The 15,951-nt window shown below is 63.9% G+C and carries 14 protein-coding genes; 3 read left to right on the forward strand and 11 right to left on the reverse strand.

Annotated elements, in window-relative coordinates:
- The first annotated feature begins 299 nt into the window (after positions 1-299).
- Positions 300-563, forward strand: a complete 264-nt coding sequence (locus ACFY9W_RS15160; RefSeq protein ID WP_391131579.1) for a 2-hydroxymuconate tautomerase — start codon at positions 300-302, stop codon at positions 561-563.
- Between the two features lie 113 nt (positions 564-676).
- Here ACFY9W_RS15160 and ACFY9W_RS15165 read toward each other — a convergent pair whose 3' ends face one another.
- From ACFY9W_RS15165 to ACFY9W_RS15175, 3 genes are all read right to left on the reverse strand, one after another.
- Positions 677-1,402, reverse strand: a complete 726-nt coding sequence (locus tag ACFY9W_RS15165; RefSeq protein ID WP_391131581.1) for an FCD domain-containing protein — start codon at positions 1,400-1,402, stop codon at positions 677-679.
- A gap of 168 nt (positions 1,403-1,570) precedes the next feature.
- The gene (locus ACFY9W_RS15170) at positions 1,571-2,587 is read right to left on the reverse strand and encodes a 4-hydroxyproline epimerase (protein ID WP_391131583.1); all 1,017 of its coding nucleotides are present in this window, start codon (positions 2,585-2,587) and stop codon (positions 1,571-1,573) included.
- 69 nt (positions 2,588-2,656) lie between these two features.
- Complete coding sequence (locus ACFY9W_RS15175) at positions 2,657-3,490, reverse strand: transporter substrate-binding domain-containing protein (RefSeq protein WP_391131585.1); 834 nt, start codon at positions 3,488-3,490, stop codon at positions 2,657-2,659.
- A 373-nt stretch (positions 3,491-3,863) separates the two neighbouring features.
- Between ACFY9W_RS15175 and ACFY9W_RS15180 the strand changes: the two genes are divergently transcribed.
- Positions 3,864-4,652, forward strand: coding sequence for an SDR family oxidoreductase (locus tag ACFY9W_RS15180; protein WP_391131587.1), 789 nt, complete (start codon positions 3,864-3,866; stop codon positions 4,650-4,652).
- A gap of 34 nt (positions 4,653-4,686) precedes the next feature.
- Here ACFY9W_RS15180 and ACFY9W_RS15185 read toward each other — a convergent pair whose 3' ends face one another.
- The 8 genes from ACFY9W_RS15185 to ACFY9W_RS15220 form a co-directional block, all read right to left on the reverse strand.
- The gene (locus ACFY9W_RS15185; protein ID WP_391131589.1) at positions 4,687-6,267 is read right to left on the reverse strand and encodes an aldehyde dehydrogenase family protein; all 1,581 of its coding nucleotides are present in this window, start codon (positions 6,265-6,267) and stop codon (positions 4,687-4,689) included.
- A gap of 29 nt (positions 6,268-6,296) precedes the next feature.
- Positions 6,297-7,286 (reverse strand): AraD1 family protein, encoded by a 990-nt coding sequence (gene araD1 / locus ACFY9W_RS15190; protein WP_391131591.1) that lies wholly within the window; start codon positions 7,284-7,286, stop codon positions 6,297-6,299.
- Positions 7,287-7,339: 53 nt separating this feature from the next.
- Entirely contained in the window at positions 7,340-8,515 is a 1,176-nt protein-coding gene (locus ACFY9W_RS15195) for an L-lyxonate dehydratase (protein ID WP_391131593.1), read from the reverse strand.
- 31 nt (positions 8,516-8,546) lie between these two features.
- Positions 8,547-9,860: an MFS transporter gene (locus tag ACFY9W_RS15200; protein ID WP_391131595.1), complete on the reverse strand. Its 1,314-nt coding sequence runs from the start codon at positions 9,858-9,860 to the stop codon at positions 8,547-8,549.
- A gap of 195 nt (positions 9,861-10,055) precedes the next feature.
- Positions 10,056-11,306, reverse strand: a complete 1,251-nt coding sequence (locus ACFY9W_RS15205) for an OprD family outer membrane porin (protein WP_391131597.1) — start codon at positions 11,304-11,306, stop codon at positions 10,056-10,058.
- Between the two features lie 105 nt (positions 11,307-11,411).
- Positions 11,412-12,425, reverse strand: coding sequence for a 4-hydroxythreonine-4-phosphate dehydrogenase PdxA (locus tag ACFY9W_RS15210; RefSeq protein ID WP_391131599.1), 1,014 nt, complete (start codon positions 12,423-12,425; stop codon positions 11,412-11,414).
- Positions 12,422-13,381, reverse strand: a complete 960-nt coding sequence (locus ACFY9W_RS15215; protein ID WP_391131601.1) for an amidohydrolase family protein — start codon at positions 13,379-13,381, stop codon at positions 12,422-12,424. Before ACFY9W_RS15215 ends, ACFY9W_RS15210 begins: the two co-directional genes overlap by 4 nt.
- A complete protein-coding gene (locus ACFY9W_RS15220; protein WP_391131603.1) occupies positions 13,374-14,699 on the reverse strand; it encodes an MFS transporter in 1,326 nt (441 codons plus the stop codon). Before ACFY9W_RS15220 ends, ACFY9W_RS15215 begins: the two co-directional genes overlap by 8 nt.
- A 229-nt stretch (positions 14,700-14,928) precedes the next feature.
- Here ACFY9W_RS15220 and ACFY9W_RS15225 point away from each other — a divergent pair, with 229 nt between their 5' ends.
- Positions 14,929-15,942 (forward strand): tripartite tricarboxylate transporter substrate-binding protein, encoded by a 1,014-nt coding sequence (locus ACFY9W_RS15225; protein WP_391131605.1) that lies wholly within the window; start codon positions 14,929-14,931, stop codon positions 15,940-15,942.
- Positions 15,943-15,951: the final 9 nt, after the last annotated feature.

Genomic DNA, 15,951 nt, shown 5'->3' on the forward strand with positions numbered 1-15,951 from the left:
ATGAAGTCCATCCGTTCAGTGAGTGCGCGGTATGTCGTATCGCGAAAACTCGACAGGCAGTGGGTTCGGCTGAGCCCGCACCAGCGGGCCGTTCGTGCCTGCCATGTACCGTTTCGTCTGGATATATTTTGTCGACCTAATGCCGACACGTGTCAACCATGGCTGTCGCAAAATCACATGCGCTTTTGCGTATCTGATTGATTACATTGAATTAAAAAAATAGAAAATTTCAAAAACGACACGCGAATCACGCCGGTCATTGACACGGAATCGGATCAGGAACAGCATTGTGTCGACATTTGGTCGACCAAAATAATGACCATCATGTTCCCAACAAAGATCACGACGAGGGTTTTCAGATGCCGATAGTGAGAGTCGAATTGCTGACCGGACGGTCGCAGGAACAGAAGAACGAGCTGGCCGCAGTGCTCACCCGTGAGACAGCGCGCATCGCGCGCTGTCCCGAGGAGCACATCCAGGTAATCATCAGCGATTACCAGCGCTCGGATTGGGCGGTGGGCGGGGTGATGAACTCCGTGCCCAAGGAGACGGCGCAGCCGTAAGGGGGCGCAGCAGCCCCAGGATTGGACAGGGCTGCACGATCACCGGGGCTGCCGTGCAGCCCCTTCCGGGCAGTGCGGCGGCCCGGCAAAAAGCCCCGGCCCGGCCCGTGAAGCTAGGGATAGGTGAGGGTCATGTTTGCGGTGATGTTGCGATCCAGGAACTGCATGAACCGCCCTTTGAACTGGGCGGCGTGGCGGTGCGCCAGCTCCTCGGCCAGGTCTGCATCCTTGGCCTCGATGGCATCGACTATCTGCGTGTGATCGCGGCCGATTTCTTCGGCGGTCATGTGCTCGTCGAGGGTCTGGAATTCGAAGTGCAAATGCAGCATGCGCCTGCCCTCCTCCAGCAAACGCCGATACAGGTCCGCGAAGTAGACGTTGTGGCCAGCCTTGGCGATGGCCATGTGGAAGTCGTAGTTCTTCTCGATCATCGCCTGGCTGGTGCCGGTCTTGACGCAGTTGGCGATGGCCTTTTCGTAGGCCTTCTGGGCGGTGCGTATGTCGGCCAGTTCCAGCGGCGAACGGTGCAGGGCCGCCAGCCGGGTGGTCACCCGCTGCAACAGGTCCAGGGCGTCGAGAAACTCCGGGATGCGGCGAAAATCCATTTGCGAGACGATGGTGCTGCGGTTGGGCAGGATCGACACCAGGCCATCGGCTGACAGCCGCACCAGCGCCTCACGGATAGGCGAGCGTGACAGGTCGAAGCGCTCGGACAGGCCGATTTCATCCAGCGCCGTGCCCGGCGCAAGCTTCATCGTAAGGATTTCATCACGCAGGATGGTGTAGACGCGCGAGGCGCCGGTGGCTTTCTGGGTTTGCGGTTCTGTAACTTTGGCCATGTTCCGGGTTCCTAGGGGGCAGGCAACACGTGTAGGCCTGACTGCAAAGCGGCACTATACCTCAGGGCCAAGGCATCGACAAAGACGGTGTCGACAACATGCCGACACCAGGCCCTTCAAGCTTTCATGCAGGTTACAACCCCACGAGCCGCCATTCCACCCCGCCGGTCACGGCTGGAAGTCGTCCAGACTGAAGCCGGTGGCATACGGGTCTGAATCGTCGACGTAGTGTTCGCTGCGCCCGGTGATCCAGGCGCGCCCTTCGACGCTCGGGTAGACCGCCTGCAAGCCCGACACCAAGGCGGCCTTGGCTTCGGCGCGGCCGATGAAGTAGCTGCCGATGATGCTTTCGTGCCGGTAGGGCTGGCCAATATCGAGCAGGCCGCGGGCATGGCGCTGCGCGACCCTGGCCGAGGTGCCGGTGCCACAGGGCGAGCGGTCGATGATCTGATCGCCGGAAATCACCACCCCGCGCCCGTGGGCCCCTTCAGCTTGCGCCGGGCCGGTCCACATGCAATGCCTTACGCCGCGAATCAGCGGGAAATCCGGGTGCACCACATCGACGGCCAGGTTGACCTGGTCACGCACCTGGCGCCCCATGTCCAGCAATTGCGTGGCACTGAAGCACTCGGCACCGGGGAAGTTCGGTTGAACCTCGACGATGGGGTAGAAGTTGCCGCCATAGGCCACATCGACGGTCAGTTCACCCAGGGCCGGAATGCTCACCTTCAAATCCTTGTGCAGCAGGAACGAGGCAACGTTGGTGAAGCGCACGCCGGTGACGCGCTCGCCATTATATTCATAGCGGGCGGTCACCTGCCCTGCCGGCACGTCGATCACCACCACGCCTGGGGTCTTGGGTTCGACCAGCCCGGCCTCGATGGCGAACGTCACCGAACCGATCGTTGCGTGGCCACACATGGGCAGGCAGCCGGTGGTTTCGATGAACAGCAAACTGAAGTCAGCGTTGGCCGACATGGGTGGATAGAACAGCGTGCCCGACATTTGCCCGTGGCCTTTGGGTTCGAGCATCAATGCCCGGCGCAGCCAGTCGTAATGTTCAACAAAGAACAGGCGGCGCGCATTCATGTCGGCGCCTTCAAGCACCGGGGCGCCGCTGATGACCATGCGCACCGGCATGCCCCCGGTGTGGCCTTCGATACATTTATAGGTGGAGCTAATCATGGTGTCCCTCGGTGGGTGCGGGGTTCTGGGGCAACGGTGCTTGCGCGCACTGCGCAAGCCCCGCCGGAATCAATTGCTGGTGGCCAGCGACACATCCACCGCGTGCTTGGTCAGCTTGTCCATGTCGCCCGAGCTGATCTTCTGCTCGATGAAGGCGTCCAGCACCGCAATGTCCGATGCCGGGGTGTTCTTGTTCAGCCCCAGGTTGATGCCCTGCTCAGCCAGCTTGGGCGAAGGCGTGAAAGTCTTGGCCCAGTCCGGGTGCGCCGAGGTCAGCAAGGTGTTGGTCATGCTGTCGTCAGCCAGGAAGTCGGCGCGCTTGGACATCAACGACAAACGGGTTTCGTCGAAGCCTGGCAAGCGTACGATCCTGGCTTGCTTGAGCAGCGCGGTAATGGCCTTGTCCTGAGCCGTACCAGACATCACCGCAACGCTCATGCCCGGTTTGTCGACATCCGCCACCGTGTTGACGCCCCCGGCAAGCTTGGGGTTCTTGCTGTTGTAGGCGAAGTTGACGCTGTAACCGATAGCGGGCCTGGAAAAGGTAATGGCCTTGCGTCGCTCCGGGGTGTCGTTGAGCGCCAAAGAGATGTCCCACTTCGAGGACTGAAGCCCGGCGACGATGTTGTCCCAACTGGTGTCGACGAACTGCACCTTCACTTTCAACACCTCTTCGCCGAACTGCTTGCACAGGTCTGGGAACAGGCCGGAGTAAGTGCCGGTTTTCGGGTCGCGCATCACATAGGGCGGCGAAGTGGCGGCGCCACAGCGCAGCACGCCTGCATCCCTCACCGCTTTCCAGCTGTCGGACGCATCGGCTGCATTGGCCGAGCCTGCACAAAGGGCAGCCGCTGCCAACGAGACGGCTGTTAGCGTTTTGACCACATGGGTTAACTGGAACATCTCAGAGCCTCTCTATTATTCGAATTGGGAAACCACACAGTTTCAAGGCAGTGTCGTTGACGCTCTGGCTTCGGTTTATTGCTTTCTCTCCCCACCCAATGCGATTGCACCAAGTGCTGGCCGCGACGCCTTAGCCCTGTCGCCGCGCCCGGGAAATCCATCAAATTGCACGCCTATGTTGTCGACCCTTTGCCGACACATGTCAACGCATTTTCGTTGTAAAAATTCCAGATACTTTTTATCTAATTGATTTAAGTGGATTTATTTTTTCTTTTCGCCAGCGCACCTCAGATTTGTTGACAACAAAAACGCACTGTACAACCATTATGTCGACATCTGATCGACAACAAACGGCGACGCAAGCGAGGCGCAAATGTCCAAAAACCAGTCAGTAATCGTGGTAACAGGCGGTGCGAGCGGTATCGGTGAAGCAACAGTGCGCCGTTTTGCCAGGCAACCTGGCTGCACCGTGGTGATCGGCGATATCAACATCGAACGGGCCGAACACCTGGCCGGCGAGTTGCGCGAGGCCGGAGCATCGGTGCATGCCTGCAAGCTCGACGTGTCATCGGAGCAAGCGGTAAAAACCTTCTGCCGGCATGTGCTCGACACCTATGGCGTGCCGGACACCTTGGTCAATTCGGGCGGGTTGCTGCAGAACGCCGTGCACCTGTTCGACCTGGACATCGAGGAATACGACCGGCTGCAGAACGTGAACGTACGCGGCACGTTACTGATCTCAAGGGAGTTGGCCCGGCCGATGTGCGAGGTGGGTAGCGGCAGCATCATCAACCTGTGCTCGCTGACCAGCTTCCGCCCGTCGGCGCAGATCGGCTATGCCGTGGGCAAGGCTGGGCTGCACATGCTGACCCAGGTGATGGCGGCGCAGTGGGGGCCGCATGGTGTGCGGGTGAATGCCGTGGCACCGGGCTACACCCTCACCCCCGCCATGCAGGCCCGCATCGACAGCGGCGAACGCGACCCGAAGGCGGTGGTGGACAAGTCAGCGCTGCGCCGCTTCGTCGACCCGGCGGAAGTGGCCGAGACCATTCATTTCCTGTGCTCACCGGGCGCTTCGGCCATCACTGGCGCGATCCTGCCGGTGGACTGCGGCTGGCTGGTGACATCGGCTTATGCTGCCTACGCTTCGCAGCCGGGTTGAGCAGCACGCAACCCCATGGAGCGACTTGTCATCGCTAAAGGGGCGCGGCGGACTCACGCGTGGTGACACCATCCAACAGGCGATTGATGCCAAGTGGGTTGGCATCCTTCAGCGCATCGGGTAGCAGCCAACCCGGATAGCCCTGATAGCAGACCGGCCGCAGGAACCGGTCAATGGCCAAGGTCCCCACCGACGTCCCTCGGGAATCCGAGGTTGCCGGATACGGCCCACCGTGCACCATCGCATCGCTCACCTCGACCCCGGTCGGATAGCCATTGACCAGCAGGCGGCCAGCCTTGCGTTCAAGCACCGGCACCAGCGCAGCGAAGCGCTCGAGATCCGCGGGCTCGGCGATCAGCGTGGCGGTCAGCTGGCCATGCAGGCTCTGCAAGGCGTCTCGCAGTTGAGCTTCATCAGCGGCTTCGACCACCACCGTGGTCGGGCCGAAGACTTCCTCCTGCAACAGCTCATCACCCTCCAACAACAGACTGACATCAGCCTGGAACAGCTGCGCAAAGGCCTGGTTCCCTTGCTGCTCGGGCCCTGCCAGGTGACGCACGCCGGGGTGCCGGTGCAACCGCCCGACGCCGCTGGCATAGCTGCGCAAGGTGCCCGCGTTGAGCATGGTCTGCCCCGGCTGATCCGCCATGCGTGCGCTCAACGCCGCCACGAAGGCTGAGAAGGCCGGCCCGGCAATCCCGATGACCAGGCCAGGGTTGGTGCAGAACTGCCCACACCCCAGTACCACCGAAGCCGCAAGCTCGGCGGCCACCTGCTCGCCCCTGGACTGCAGGGCCGCCGGCAGCACCAGCACCGGGTTGATGCTGCTCATCTCGGCGAACACCGGTATCGGCTGCGGGCGCGCTGCTGCCAGGTCGCACAGGGCGCGGCCGCCCTTTAGCGAACCGGTGAAGCCCACCGCCTGGATTGCCGGGTGGCGCACCAACGCCTCGCCGACGCCTGCGCCATAGATCATGTTGAATACGCCGGCGGGCATGCCGGTGGCCTCGGCAGCGCGCTGGATGGCTTCACCGACGTATTCGGCCGTGGCCATGTGACCGCTGTGCGCCTTGACCACCACCGGGCAACCGGCGGCCAGGGCGGCGGCGGTGTCGCCACCGGCGGTGGAGAATGCCAACGGGAAGTTGCTGGCGCCGAACACCGCCACCGGGCCGACGCCGGTACGGTACTGGCGCAGGTCCGGGCGCGGCAGCGGCTGGCGTTCGGGCTGTGCCCGGTCGATGCGCGCGCCCAGGTAGTCACCCCGGCGCAGCAGCTGGGCGAACAACCGCAGCTGGTTGCTGGTACGGCTGCGTTCGCCCTGGATGCGTGCCGCTGGCAGTGCGGTTTCGCGGCAGACCGTGGCGATGAAGGCTTCGCCCAGCGCATCCAGCTGCTCGGCGATGGCATCGAGGAACTGCGCACGACGCACCGGCGCCAGGCTGTTGTAACCGGCAAAGGCTTGCTCGGCGGCCCGTGCCGCAGCATCCACCTCCTCGGCGGTGGCCTGGGTGAAGGCCACAGGCAAAGCTTCACCCGTGCGAGCGTCGATACTGTGCAGTTGCACGGTGCCAGCGGCGCTGCGCGCGCCGCCGATGAAGTTGCTTCCAGACATGTGTGACTCCTGTTGCTGCAAGGGAAAACTCAGAGGCTTTTCACCACGCCAGGGCGAACCACCTGTGGCGCCGCGACGATGCCGTTGCGCAGGGGCTGGCCGAAGGCATCGAGGCTGACCTCGAAGGTGTCGCCCGGCCTGGCCTGGATACCGTCGGCGAACGACAAGGTGGCAGTGCCGAAGTAATGCACGTGGACATCCCCCGGGCGCAGGAACTGGGCGTACTTGAAGTGGTGGAACTCAAGGTTCTCGAAGCTGTGGCACATGTTCTGCTCGCCGGACAGGAACGGCTTGCGCCACAGCTCCTGGCCATCACGCAGGATCCGGCTGCTGCCCTCCAGGTGCGAAGGCAATGCACCCAGGCGCAGCTCCGGGCCGTAGCTGCAGGCGCGCAACTTGGAATGCGCCAGGTACAGGTAGTTGCGCCGCTCCATCACATGGTCGGAGAACTCGTTGCCCAGCGCATAGCCCAGGCGGAACGGCGTGCCGCATTGGCCAATCACATACAGCCCGACCAGTTCCGGCTCCTCGCCGGCATCTTCGGCGAACGCTGGCAGCGGCAAGTCGGCACCGGGGCGCACGACAATGGCGCCATCGCCCTTGTAGAACCACTCCGGTTGCGCGCCCTGCTCGCCGGCCGGTGGACGCCCGCCATCAAGCCCCCACTGGAACATGCGCATGCTGTCGGTAACGGCGCCCTCGGCTTGCTGCTGGTGCATCTTGTCGCGGGTGGCAGCGCTGCCCAGGTGGGTCAAGCCGGTGCCGGTGACCAGGCAATGCGCCGGGTCTTCGTGGTCCAGCGGTGGCAGCACTCGGCCTGCCGCCAAAAGCGCCAGGTAGTCATGGTCTTCGCCCAGGCCAATGGCCTGCACCTGGCTGGCCAGGTCGCGGCCACCGGCGATGGCTTGTAGGGCCAGTTCGCGGGTACTGGTGACGCCGCGGACTTCCAGGGCGCGCTCGCCCTCCACCACGCCGACCCGGCGCTGGCCGGCCTGATCTTCAAATTGAATCAGACGCATCGTTAACACTCCTTCCAAGGCCGGGCGCACGCGCAGGGCGGCGCCCTGCACAGTCATTCGATGATGTTGAAGTCCTTGAGGTATTCCTCGGAAATTTCCAGGCCCAGCCCCGGCTTGTCGTCATCCAGCTGGATGTAGCCATTGACCGGTTGCGGCTCGCCCTTGAACACGTAGTAGAACAGCTCGTTGCCGACCTCGACGTCGAACACCGGGAAGAACTCGGCCATCGGCGAGGCGGTGCTGGCCATGGTCAGGTGATAGTTGTGCATCTGCCCGGCGTGGGGAATGACGGGCACCGACCAGGCCTCGGCCATGGCGTTGATCTTGCGCGCCGCGGTGATGCCACCGACACGGTTGGTGTCGTACTGGATCACGTCTACCGCGCGGCGCTCGAGCAGGTCCTTGAAGCCATGCCCGGTGAATTCGTGCTCACCGCCGGAGATCGGCATGATGCCCATCTTCTTCAGCTCGATATAGCCTTCGATGTCATCGGCGATCACCGGTTCTTCCAGCCAGCGTGGCTCGAACTCGGCCAGCTTCGGCAGCATTCGCCGGGCGTATTCCAGCGTCCAGCCCATGTAGCATTCGAGCATGATGTCGACATCGGGGCCGGCCAGTTCGCGCAGCGCACGCACCTGTTCGATGTTGCGGCGCATGCCGGCCGGGCCATCCTTGGGGCCGTAGCCAAAGCGCATCTTCAGGGCGGTGAAGCCCTGGTTGAGGTAACCCTGGGCCTCCTCAAGGAACAGGTCGAGGTTATCGTTGGCGTACAGCTTGGACGCGTAGGCCCAGATCTTCTCCTTGGTGCGCCCACCCAGCAGCTTGAACACCGGCTTGTTCACCGCCTTGCCCATGATGTCCCAGATCGCCAGGTCGATCGCCGAGATCGCCGCCATGCCGATGCCCTTGCGCCCCCAGGCGTGGGTGCGGCGGTACATCTTCTGCCAGATGTACTCGCTGTCGAACGGGTCTTCGCCGATGCAGATCGGTGCCAGGTACAGGTCGATGATCTCCTTGGCCACACGTGGCGCCAGGGCGCAGTTGCCGATACCGACAATGCCGGTGTCGGTTTCGATCTCTACCACCAGCCAGCCGTGAAAGCGGAACGAGCCCATGGCATCGCCGCGCTCGAACAGGATGTCGCTGGCGTTGGTGCAGAAGTGCGCCTGGGGCGGTACCACCTTGCCTTTCCACTCGAACACGCGGGTACGGACAGCTTTGATTTTCATGTTTGAAGTTCCTCTCACTAGAGTGTGTTGATCAGCCGACCCGCGCAGGTTCCAGCGGGGCTGGAGTGGGTCGGGAAGCGTTCAGTCGGGACAGCAGCCAGGCACCCAGCACACCGACCACCGCCAAGGCGAACATGCCGGCACGTGGGTCAGCGAACAGGGTTTCAGTCAGGGTTTTGAGGTTGGGGGCAACGAAGCCGCCGAGGTTGCCCAGCGAGTTGATCAGGGCAATGCCACTGGCCGCCGCCGCACCACTGAGGTAGCCGGTGGGCAAGGTCCAGAACAGCGGTTGCACGGCGACGAACCCGGCAGCGGCGAAACAGAAGGCCAGTACCACCAGCGGCAGGCTGCCGGCCAGCGCCGAAGCGGCGATGCCCGCTGCCGCCATGGCCAGCATGGCCACCGCCAGTTGCCGATGCAGGCCGCTGCGGTCGGCATAGCGGGTCACCAGCCGCGTGACCACCAGGGCGCAGGCCCAAGGGATGGCGGTGTACAGGCCGACGCTAAGGCCCACCTGGCCATCGAGAAAACTGGCAATGCGTGTGGGCAGGTAGAACACCACGCCGTACACACTCATCTGCACGGTGAAGTACACCAGGCAGAACTTCATCACCTGGCCATTGCGCAGCGCACCGAGGAAGCCATGGGGCCCTTGGGCCTGCTTGTGCGCATCTTCCTCGGCCAGCTGGCCTTCCAGTGCCTGCTTTTGCGCATCGCTGAGCCAGCGGGCATCGCCTGGGCGGTCAACCAGATAGAAGTAGGCGGCTATCCCCACCAGCGAAGCCAGCAGCCCTTCGATGACGAACAGCCACTGCCAGTTGCGCAGGCCGAACACGCCATGGAACTCCAGCAGCCAGCCTGACAGCGGGCCACCCAGCACCAGCGCCAGCGGCAGGCCGAAGTAGAACAGGCCCAGCGCCTGGGCGCGGCTGCGGGCGGGGAACCAGTAGGTGAGGTAGAGGATGATGCCGGGGAAGAAACCAGCCTCGGCAATGCCCAGCAGGAAGCGCAGTACATAGAAGGTGGAGGCTGTGTCGGCGAACATCATTGCCGCGCTTACCAGCCCCCAGGTGACCATGATCCGGCACAGCCACACCCGCGCGCCAAGGCGGTGCAGCATGAGGTTGCTGGGCACTTCGAAGCAGGCGTAGCCGATGAAGAAGATACTGGCGCCGAAGGCGAAGGCCGCATCGCCAAGGCCCGTGTCGGCCTGCAGGAACGCACGGGCATAACCGACGTTGGCGCGATCGATGAAGGCCAGGACGTACATCAGGATGAGAAAGGGCAGTAGCCGCGCGCGGCTGGTGGAAATGGCCGAAGCCAGGGTGCTGGCATGATCGCTCATGGAGGAATTCCCCGTTTTGCCTTGATCGCCCCGCGTAGCGCCGGGGCGGGCTTCTTGTTGTTGGTGTTGGGCTGACTGTAGAGGGGTCCAGGCCATGCGGATAATCACTTATGCGTATCCATCGATAGCCTGGGGTAATACTTTTTGCCGGGTTGGTAGCGACGAGGTTATAGGGGGCACGCAGCCCCGGTTGGCTTAGAGCAGCTTCAGCGTGTAGCTGAGGATCAGCCGGTTCTCGTCCACATCGGCCACATGGTTGGAACGCACCGTAGCGTTGCGCCAGCGCACGCCAAGGTTCTTCAATAGCCCGTCCTGAATCACATAGGTGATATCCAGGTCGCGCTCCCAGGCCTGGCCGCTGCTGCCGCCCGCCACCTGGGCATGGTCACCGCTGACGTAGCGGGCCATCAGCGCCAGTCCGGGGATGCCAAGGGCGACGAAGTCGTAGTCGTAGCGCGCCTGCCACGAGCGCTCCCCTGCGGTGGTAAAGTTGCGCACCTGAATGTCGTTGACCAACGGGGTGCTGGTACCGGCGATGTAGATCATCCCGTCATCACCATACATGCGCTGGTAGCCGGCGCCGACGGTGTGCCCGCCGCGCCTGGCGCTGAGGAAACCGGTCAACGCCCGGTTGTCGAGGGCGCCGAGTGCTTCGCTGCCGTCCTCGCGGGTGGTGAACCACCCGGCGTTGGCGCTCAAGGTCCACTCGCCAACCTTCTGCTTGTGGCTCACGCTGTAGTAACGCTGCTGGTAGATATCCTCCAGCCGGGCCTGCCATAGACCGACCTGGGTGCGGTCGGCATTGAAGCGGTATTCGCCACCGAAGTAGTCGAAGCGATCGGCGAACACCCCGCCCCGACCATCCACCGAAAGGTCTTCATGGTTGGTGGAATTGCGCTGGCTCAACGAGCGCATCTGCCCGGCCTGCAGGTGCAGGCCGTCGATTTCCCTGGAGCTGAGCATGCCACCCTGGAACGTCTGCGGCAGCAGGCGCCCATCATTGCGCAGCAGGATGGGCAGTTCAGGCATCAGTTCACCGAACTTGAGTTCGGTTTTCGACAACTTCAGCCTGGGCGCCACGCCGAGGCGCGAAAACTCGTCTGCCGCCCGGCCGTCGCTGTGCCGAGGCAGCAGCCCCGAGCCACTGCGCGCCGGGCTGCTGTCGAGCTTCACTCCCAGTTGGCCGATCAGGTCGATACCCACGCCCAGCACTCCGGGCGTGTAACCAGAGCTGGCCTGCAGAAGAAAGCCCTGGGCCCATTCCTCCTGCCTGGACTGCGCCGCACCCGGTTGGCGAAAGTCGCGGTTGAAGTACAGGTTGCGCAGGCCCAGGGTGACGCTGGCGTCGTCGACGAAACCCTCGGCATGGGCGCCCTGTGCCAGGGTGGCCAGCAGGCACGGGGCAAGTGCACCGGCGCTGCGCAGGTGAGAAAAGGCTTTTGTCATTGTTGTTTTTCCTTTTTCCGGGGTGAAACCGGCCGTGGAGCCAGCAGGCTCCAGGCACGGGTTGTGGTCAGAAAAGAGGCAGCCCCGAACGGAGCCGCCGAGTACTCAGCGGGCGTTGCGCCCCATGCGGCAGGCGATTTCGAATGCCTGGCGGGTGGCGCCGACATTGGCCTTGCCGAGGCCTGCGATGTCGAAGGCGGTGCCGTGGGCCGGGGTGGTGATGGGGATAGGCAGGCCGCCTTGCACGGTCACGCCACGGGAGAAGCCCATCAGCTTGATCGCGATCTGGCCTTGGTCGTGATACATGGTCACCACCGCATCGAACGCCTGGGCGTCACCCTGCACCTTGAGGAAGATGGTGTCGCCCGGGTACGGGCCATCGGCGTCGATCCCCTGCTCTGCCGCCCTCTGTACGGCCGGGCCGATGATGTCCAGCTCCTCGCGGCCAAAGCTGCCGTTGTCGCCGTTGTGCGGGTTCAGCCCGCACACACCGATGCGTGGTCGCTGCAGGCCGTTGCGCTTGAGCGCGGTATCGATCAGGCCGATGGCCTCCAGCACCCGCTGCTGGCTGAGCAGGCCCGGCACCTCTGCCAGGGCCACGTGCGAAGTGACCCGCGAGGTCCACAGCGCATCGAGCACGTTGAATTCACAGAACGGCCCGGCGAAGTCCAGGCGCTCGGCAAACCAGTGCAGTTCATCGCTGTGGCCCATCCCGGCCATGTGCAGCGAGGTCTTGTTCAACGGGCCGAACAGAATGGCGTCGGTCTTGCCCGCCTGGGTCAGCTCCAGCGCGACCGCCAGCGTGTCCAGGCTGTAGCGCCCGCCGACCACGCTGGCTTCGCTGCGCGGGAAGGCGCCCTGGGCGTCACCGCGATAGGCAAACAGCAGCGGCGTTTCGTCGCTGAAGTCCAGTGAAGCCAGCGCGTCGATACGCCGATATGGGAATTCGCACCCGGCAATCTGCATGCCCCGACGCAGCTCCTGCTCGTCGGCGATCAGTACCACGTGCGCCTTCGCCCGTACCTCTGGCTCGGCCAGCAGGCGGGCGATCAGCTCGGGGCCGATACCGGCCGGGTCACCCAGCACCATGGCCAGGCGCGGGAGGGGTTGGTTGCTCATGCGGGGGTCCTCTTGTCGGTCGGCACCTGGGCGTGGCGCAAGGTGTCGGGCACGGTGCGGTAGATGCGCCGTGCATTGCGGTAGAAAAGCTGTTCCTGGGACGTGCGCGGCAGGTCGGCGACGATGCGCTTGAAGCCGCCATAGATGTCATCGAAGCTGCCGCACAGGCCGTCGACCGGGAAGTTGCTGGCGAACATCGCCCGCTCGCTGCCGAACAGTTCGATCACCTGATGCACGATCCAGGCGTTGTCATCGGCGCGCCACGGCGTGCCAGGCAGGCCGATGCCGGAAATCTTCACCGCGACGTTGGTGCATTCGGCGAAGCGCGCCATGGCCGCCTGCCAATTGGCCAGGCCCTGCTCGCTTCGGTCCGAAGGCAGCCCGGCGTGGTTGAGGATCAGCAAGGTGTCCGGAAAGTCGCGGGCCAGTTGCGCCGCCTCGTCGAGGTTCCACCACGGGGTCTGCAAGTCGAAGTGCAGACCGTGGCGGCCAAGTTCGGCATAGCCCCGGCGCCATTGCTCATCGCTCATCAGGCTGCGCGAGCGGCCGGCTTCTGAGGGGTGAGTCGGCCCACCCGGCTTGTGGCGCACGCTGCGCACCCGCTCGAAACTTGCCTGGGCGACGATTACGTCGGCGGCATCAGGGGCGTGCAGCCAGGCCTGGGCGACCACTGCGTTGGGCGCGCCATAACGCGCGGCCAGGGTATGGATGAAGCGGGTTTCGCCAATCGGGTCGCGTGGGTCCCATTCGGTTTCCACATACACCGTCTCGATCACCCGATGCGTGCCGGCATCGGCAAAATAGTCCTGGGGGAAGTAACGGCGCTTGATGGCGCTGTAGTCCCCATAGCGGAACGGGATGTTCTCGCTGCCCGACAGCCACGGATGGGGGTTGTTGGCAGGGTCCCAGAAATGATGGTGGGCATCGACGATCGGCCCGTCGTACAGCTCAGCCATGGTTCACCTCGGTCTTGTCCAGCGAAATCAACAGGGTGCCGACGATGAACAGTGCCGAGCACAGGGCAAAGAAACCGAGCACTGCGGGGTAGCCCCCCAAGTGCTGCAGCAGCACGCCCACCAGGATCGGCACGACAATGCCGCCCAGGCTGCCGGCCAGGTTCATCACGCCGCCGATCAGGCCGACTCGCGACGGTGCAGCGAGCAACGCCGGGAAGCTCCAGTACAAGCTGCCCCACATCAGGAAGAAGGCGGTCAGTGACAGCAGCGCGACAGCAGCGTAGGCATCGCTCAGGCCAGGCAACAGCAGGAAGGCGCACAGCGCAACCAGGCCAGACAAGGTCAGCAGGCCCTTGGCGGCAAGGCCGCGGCGCACGCCCTTGCGAATCAGCAGGTCGCACAGAAAACCGCCGACCAGCGAACCCAGCGCTCCACACAGGAAGATGATGAAGGTGGCAGCGCCGATGCCCTTGATATCGAAGCCGCGGGCATGCGCCAGGTAGCTTGGCCCCCAGGTCAGCAGGCCGAAGAACACCATGGCCCAGCTGGCGCGGCCGAGCAGGATGCCCGTCAGCGAACGCGCGGCGATGCCCAGGCCCTTGGCCGTTTGCCGGGCGGCATCCGCCAGCGGCACTGCGCGGCCCTGGTTGATCGTGTCCAGCTCAGCCTGGTTGACCGCCGCATGTTCGGCGGGGTTGTCGCGCAGGTAGTGCCAGGCCAGCCAGGCCATGGCCAGGGTGGCGATGCCGGCGACGAAAAAGGCGATGCGCCAGGAACCGAGCACGGCGATCAGGTAGGCAATGATCAGCCCGCCCAGCGCAGCGCCGAGCGGGCCACCGCAGTCCATCAGCACCGCCCCGCGGCTGCGCTCGTTGGCACCCAGCCACAGCGAATTGAGCTTGCCGCCCGACGGGAACAGTGGCGCCTCTGCAGCGCCCAGGGCCACCCGGGCGAACATCAGCGACAGGCCCCCGGTGGCGAAAGCCGCCAGCGTCTGGAAGGTGCCCCACAGGCCGGTCGACCAACCGATCACCCGACGCGGGCCATAGCGATCGATCAGCCAGCCACCCGGGATCTGCAGCAAGGCGTAGGCCCAGAAGAAACTGCTCAGGATCAGCCCCTGCATGCTCGGCGTCAGCGCGAACTCGGCAGCTATGGTGGGCATGGCGATCGACAGGGAAACACGGTCGATCAGGTTGATCACCGTGAGCGCGAAAATGATGGCGAAGATACGCCAGCGGACGTTGCTGGCCTTCAGGGCAGTGGCCTGGTCGGCCGAGCGCCCGGCGTTAAGCACAGCGGTTTGTGCCTGAGCCATGGGAGGTACCTCTGGTTGTTATTGTTGTGTTCGGGTGTTTTCCGGCCTGGCCACTATGGGCCGTGGCAACGATAACCGTCTAATCAAAGCTGCTCATACAGCCATTGCCTGTGGTTATCGCTGTGGCATAACCCTGGGCTATCGATGTATAGGCAATTTTGAGTAGACGCTTATCACCGCCCTTCGCACACTCCGCTGACCCATAACAAAGACAACAAAGAGGTCACCCATGCGATACGCCTACGCGCGTCACCTGTCGTCGTTCCTGGCCGGCTGCAGCCTGTTCTGCGCCACTGCCCTGCCCGCCGCCGCCGAGGCCTGGAAACCCGAGAAGAACGTCGAGATCCTCGTCGCCGGTGGGCCTGGCGGTGGTACCGACCAGCTGGCGCGGCTGATCCAGTCGGCGATCAGCCAGCACCACCTGCTGGACGTCAACACCGTGGTCCTCAACAAAGGCGGCGGCAACGGCGCCGAAGCCTTCCTCGACATGAAACTGGCCCGGGGCGACGCGAACAAGCTGGTGATCGGCACCAACAACGTCTACCTGTTGCCGCTGGTGGCCAAGCTCGGTTACCAGTGGACCGACCTGACGCCGGTGGCGGCGGTCGCCGAAGACGACTTCATCCTCTGGACCTATCAGGACGCCCCCTGGGCCGACGCGGCCGCGCTCAAGGGCGCGTTGGCCGACAACACCAGCAAGCTGCGCTTTGGCGGCAGCCAGTCCAAGGATGTCGACCAGACCCTGGCCTTGCTGATCGGCAAACAAGTCGGCAACAAACTTACCTACATTCCCTTCAAGAGCGGCAGCGAAGCCTCGATCCAGCTGGCTGGCAAACACATCGCCGCCAACCTCAACAACCCCGCCGAAAGCCTTAGCCAGTGGCGCGGCGGCCAGGTGCGGCCGCTGTGCGTGTTCAGCCGAGAACGCATGATCTACCAGGAGAAAGTCACCGCCGAACAGTCCTGGGCCGATATCCCTACCTGCCATGAGCAGGGCCTGGGCATCGACCAGTACCGCTTCCCGCGCACGGTGTTCCTGCCGGGCGGCATCGACGACGCGCAACGCGCTTTCTACGTCGAACTGCTGCGCAAGGTCAGCCAGACCCCTGAGTTCAAGGCTTACGTCGAGCGCTCGGCACTGGCCCCGACCTTCCTCGAAGGCCCGGCACTGGTGAGCTACATCGAGCAGGACCGTGCGCGGGTCATCCCGCTGTTCAAGGATGCCGGCTGGCTGCGCCAGTGACCGGCGCAA

The organism is Pseudomonas sp. NPDC008258 (genome assembly GCF_042956345.1).
GTDB lineage: Bacteria > Pseudomonadota > Gammaproteobacteria > Pseudomonadales > Pseudomonadaceae > Aquipseudomonas.

Bases quoted from the DNA above. Each gene is read 5' to 3' on its own strand.
- ACFY9W_RS15215 (WP_391131601.1), bottom strand. From the start codon at position 13,381: ATGGCTGAGCTGTACGACGGGCCGATCGTCGATGCCCACCATCATTTC.
- ACFY9W_RS15165 (WP_391131581.1), bottom strand. From the start codon at position 1,402: ATGGCCAAAGTTACAGAACCGCAAACCCAGAAAGCCACCGGCGCCTCG.
- ACFY9W_RS15200 (WP_391131595.1), bottom strand. From the start codon at position 9,860: ATGAGCGATCATGCCAGCACCCTGGCTTCGGCCATTTCCACCAGCCGC.
- ACFY9W_RS15180 (WP_391131587.1), top strand. From the start codon at position 3,864: ATGTCCAAAAACCAGTCAGTAATCGTGGTAACAGGCGGTGCGAGCGGT.
- ACFY9W_RS15195 (WP_391131593.1), bottom strand. From the start codon at position 8,515: ATGAAAATCAAAGCTGTCCGTACCCGCGTGTTCGAGTGGAAAGGCAAG.
- araD1 (WP_391131591.1), bottom strand. From the start codon at position 7,286: ATGCGTCTGATTCAATTTGAAGATCAGGCCGGCCAGCGCCGGGTCGGC.
- ACFY9W_RS15170 (WP_391131583.1), bottom strand. From the start codon at position 2,587: ATGATTAGCTCCACCTATAAATGTATCGAAGGCCACACCGGGGGCATG.
- ACFY9W_RS15185 (WP_391131589.1), bottom strand. From the start codon at position 6,267: ATGTCTGGAAGCAACTTCATCGGCGGCGCGCGCAGCGCCGCTGGCACC.
- ACFY9W_RS15210 (WP_391131599.1), bottom strand. From the start codon at position 12,425: ATGAGCAACCAACCCCTCCCGCGCCTGGCCATGGTGCTGGGTGACCCG.
- ACFY9W_RS15220 (WP_391131603.1), bottom strand. From the start codon at position 14,699: ATGGCTCAGGCACAAACCGCTGTGCTTAACGCCGGGCGCTCGGCCGAC.
- ACFY9W_RS15225 (WP_391131605.1), top strand. From the start codon at position 14,929: ATGCGATACGCCTACGCGCGTCACCTGTCGTCGTTCCTGGCCGGCTGC.
- ACFY9W_RS15175 (WP_391131585.1), bottom strand. From the start codon at position 3,490: ATGTTCCAGTTAACCCATGTGGTCAAAACGCTAACAGCCGTCTCGTTG.
- ACFY9W_RS15205 (WP_391131597.1), bottom strand. From the start codon at position 11,306: ATGACAAAAGCCTTTTCTCACCTGCGCAGCGCCGGTGCACTTGCCCCG.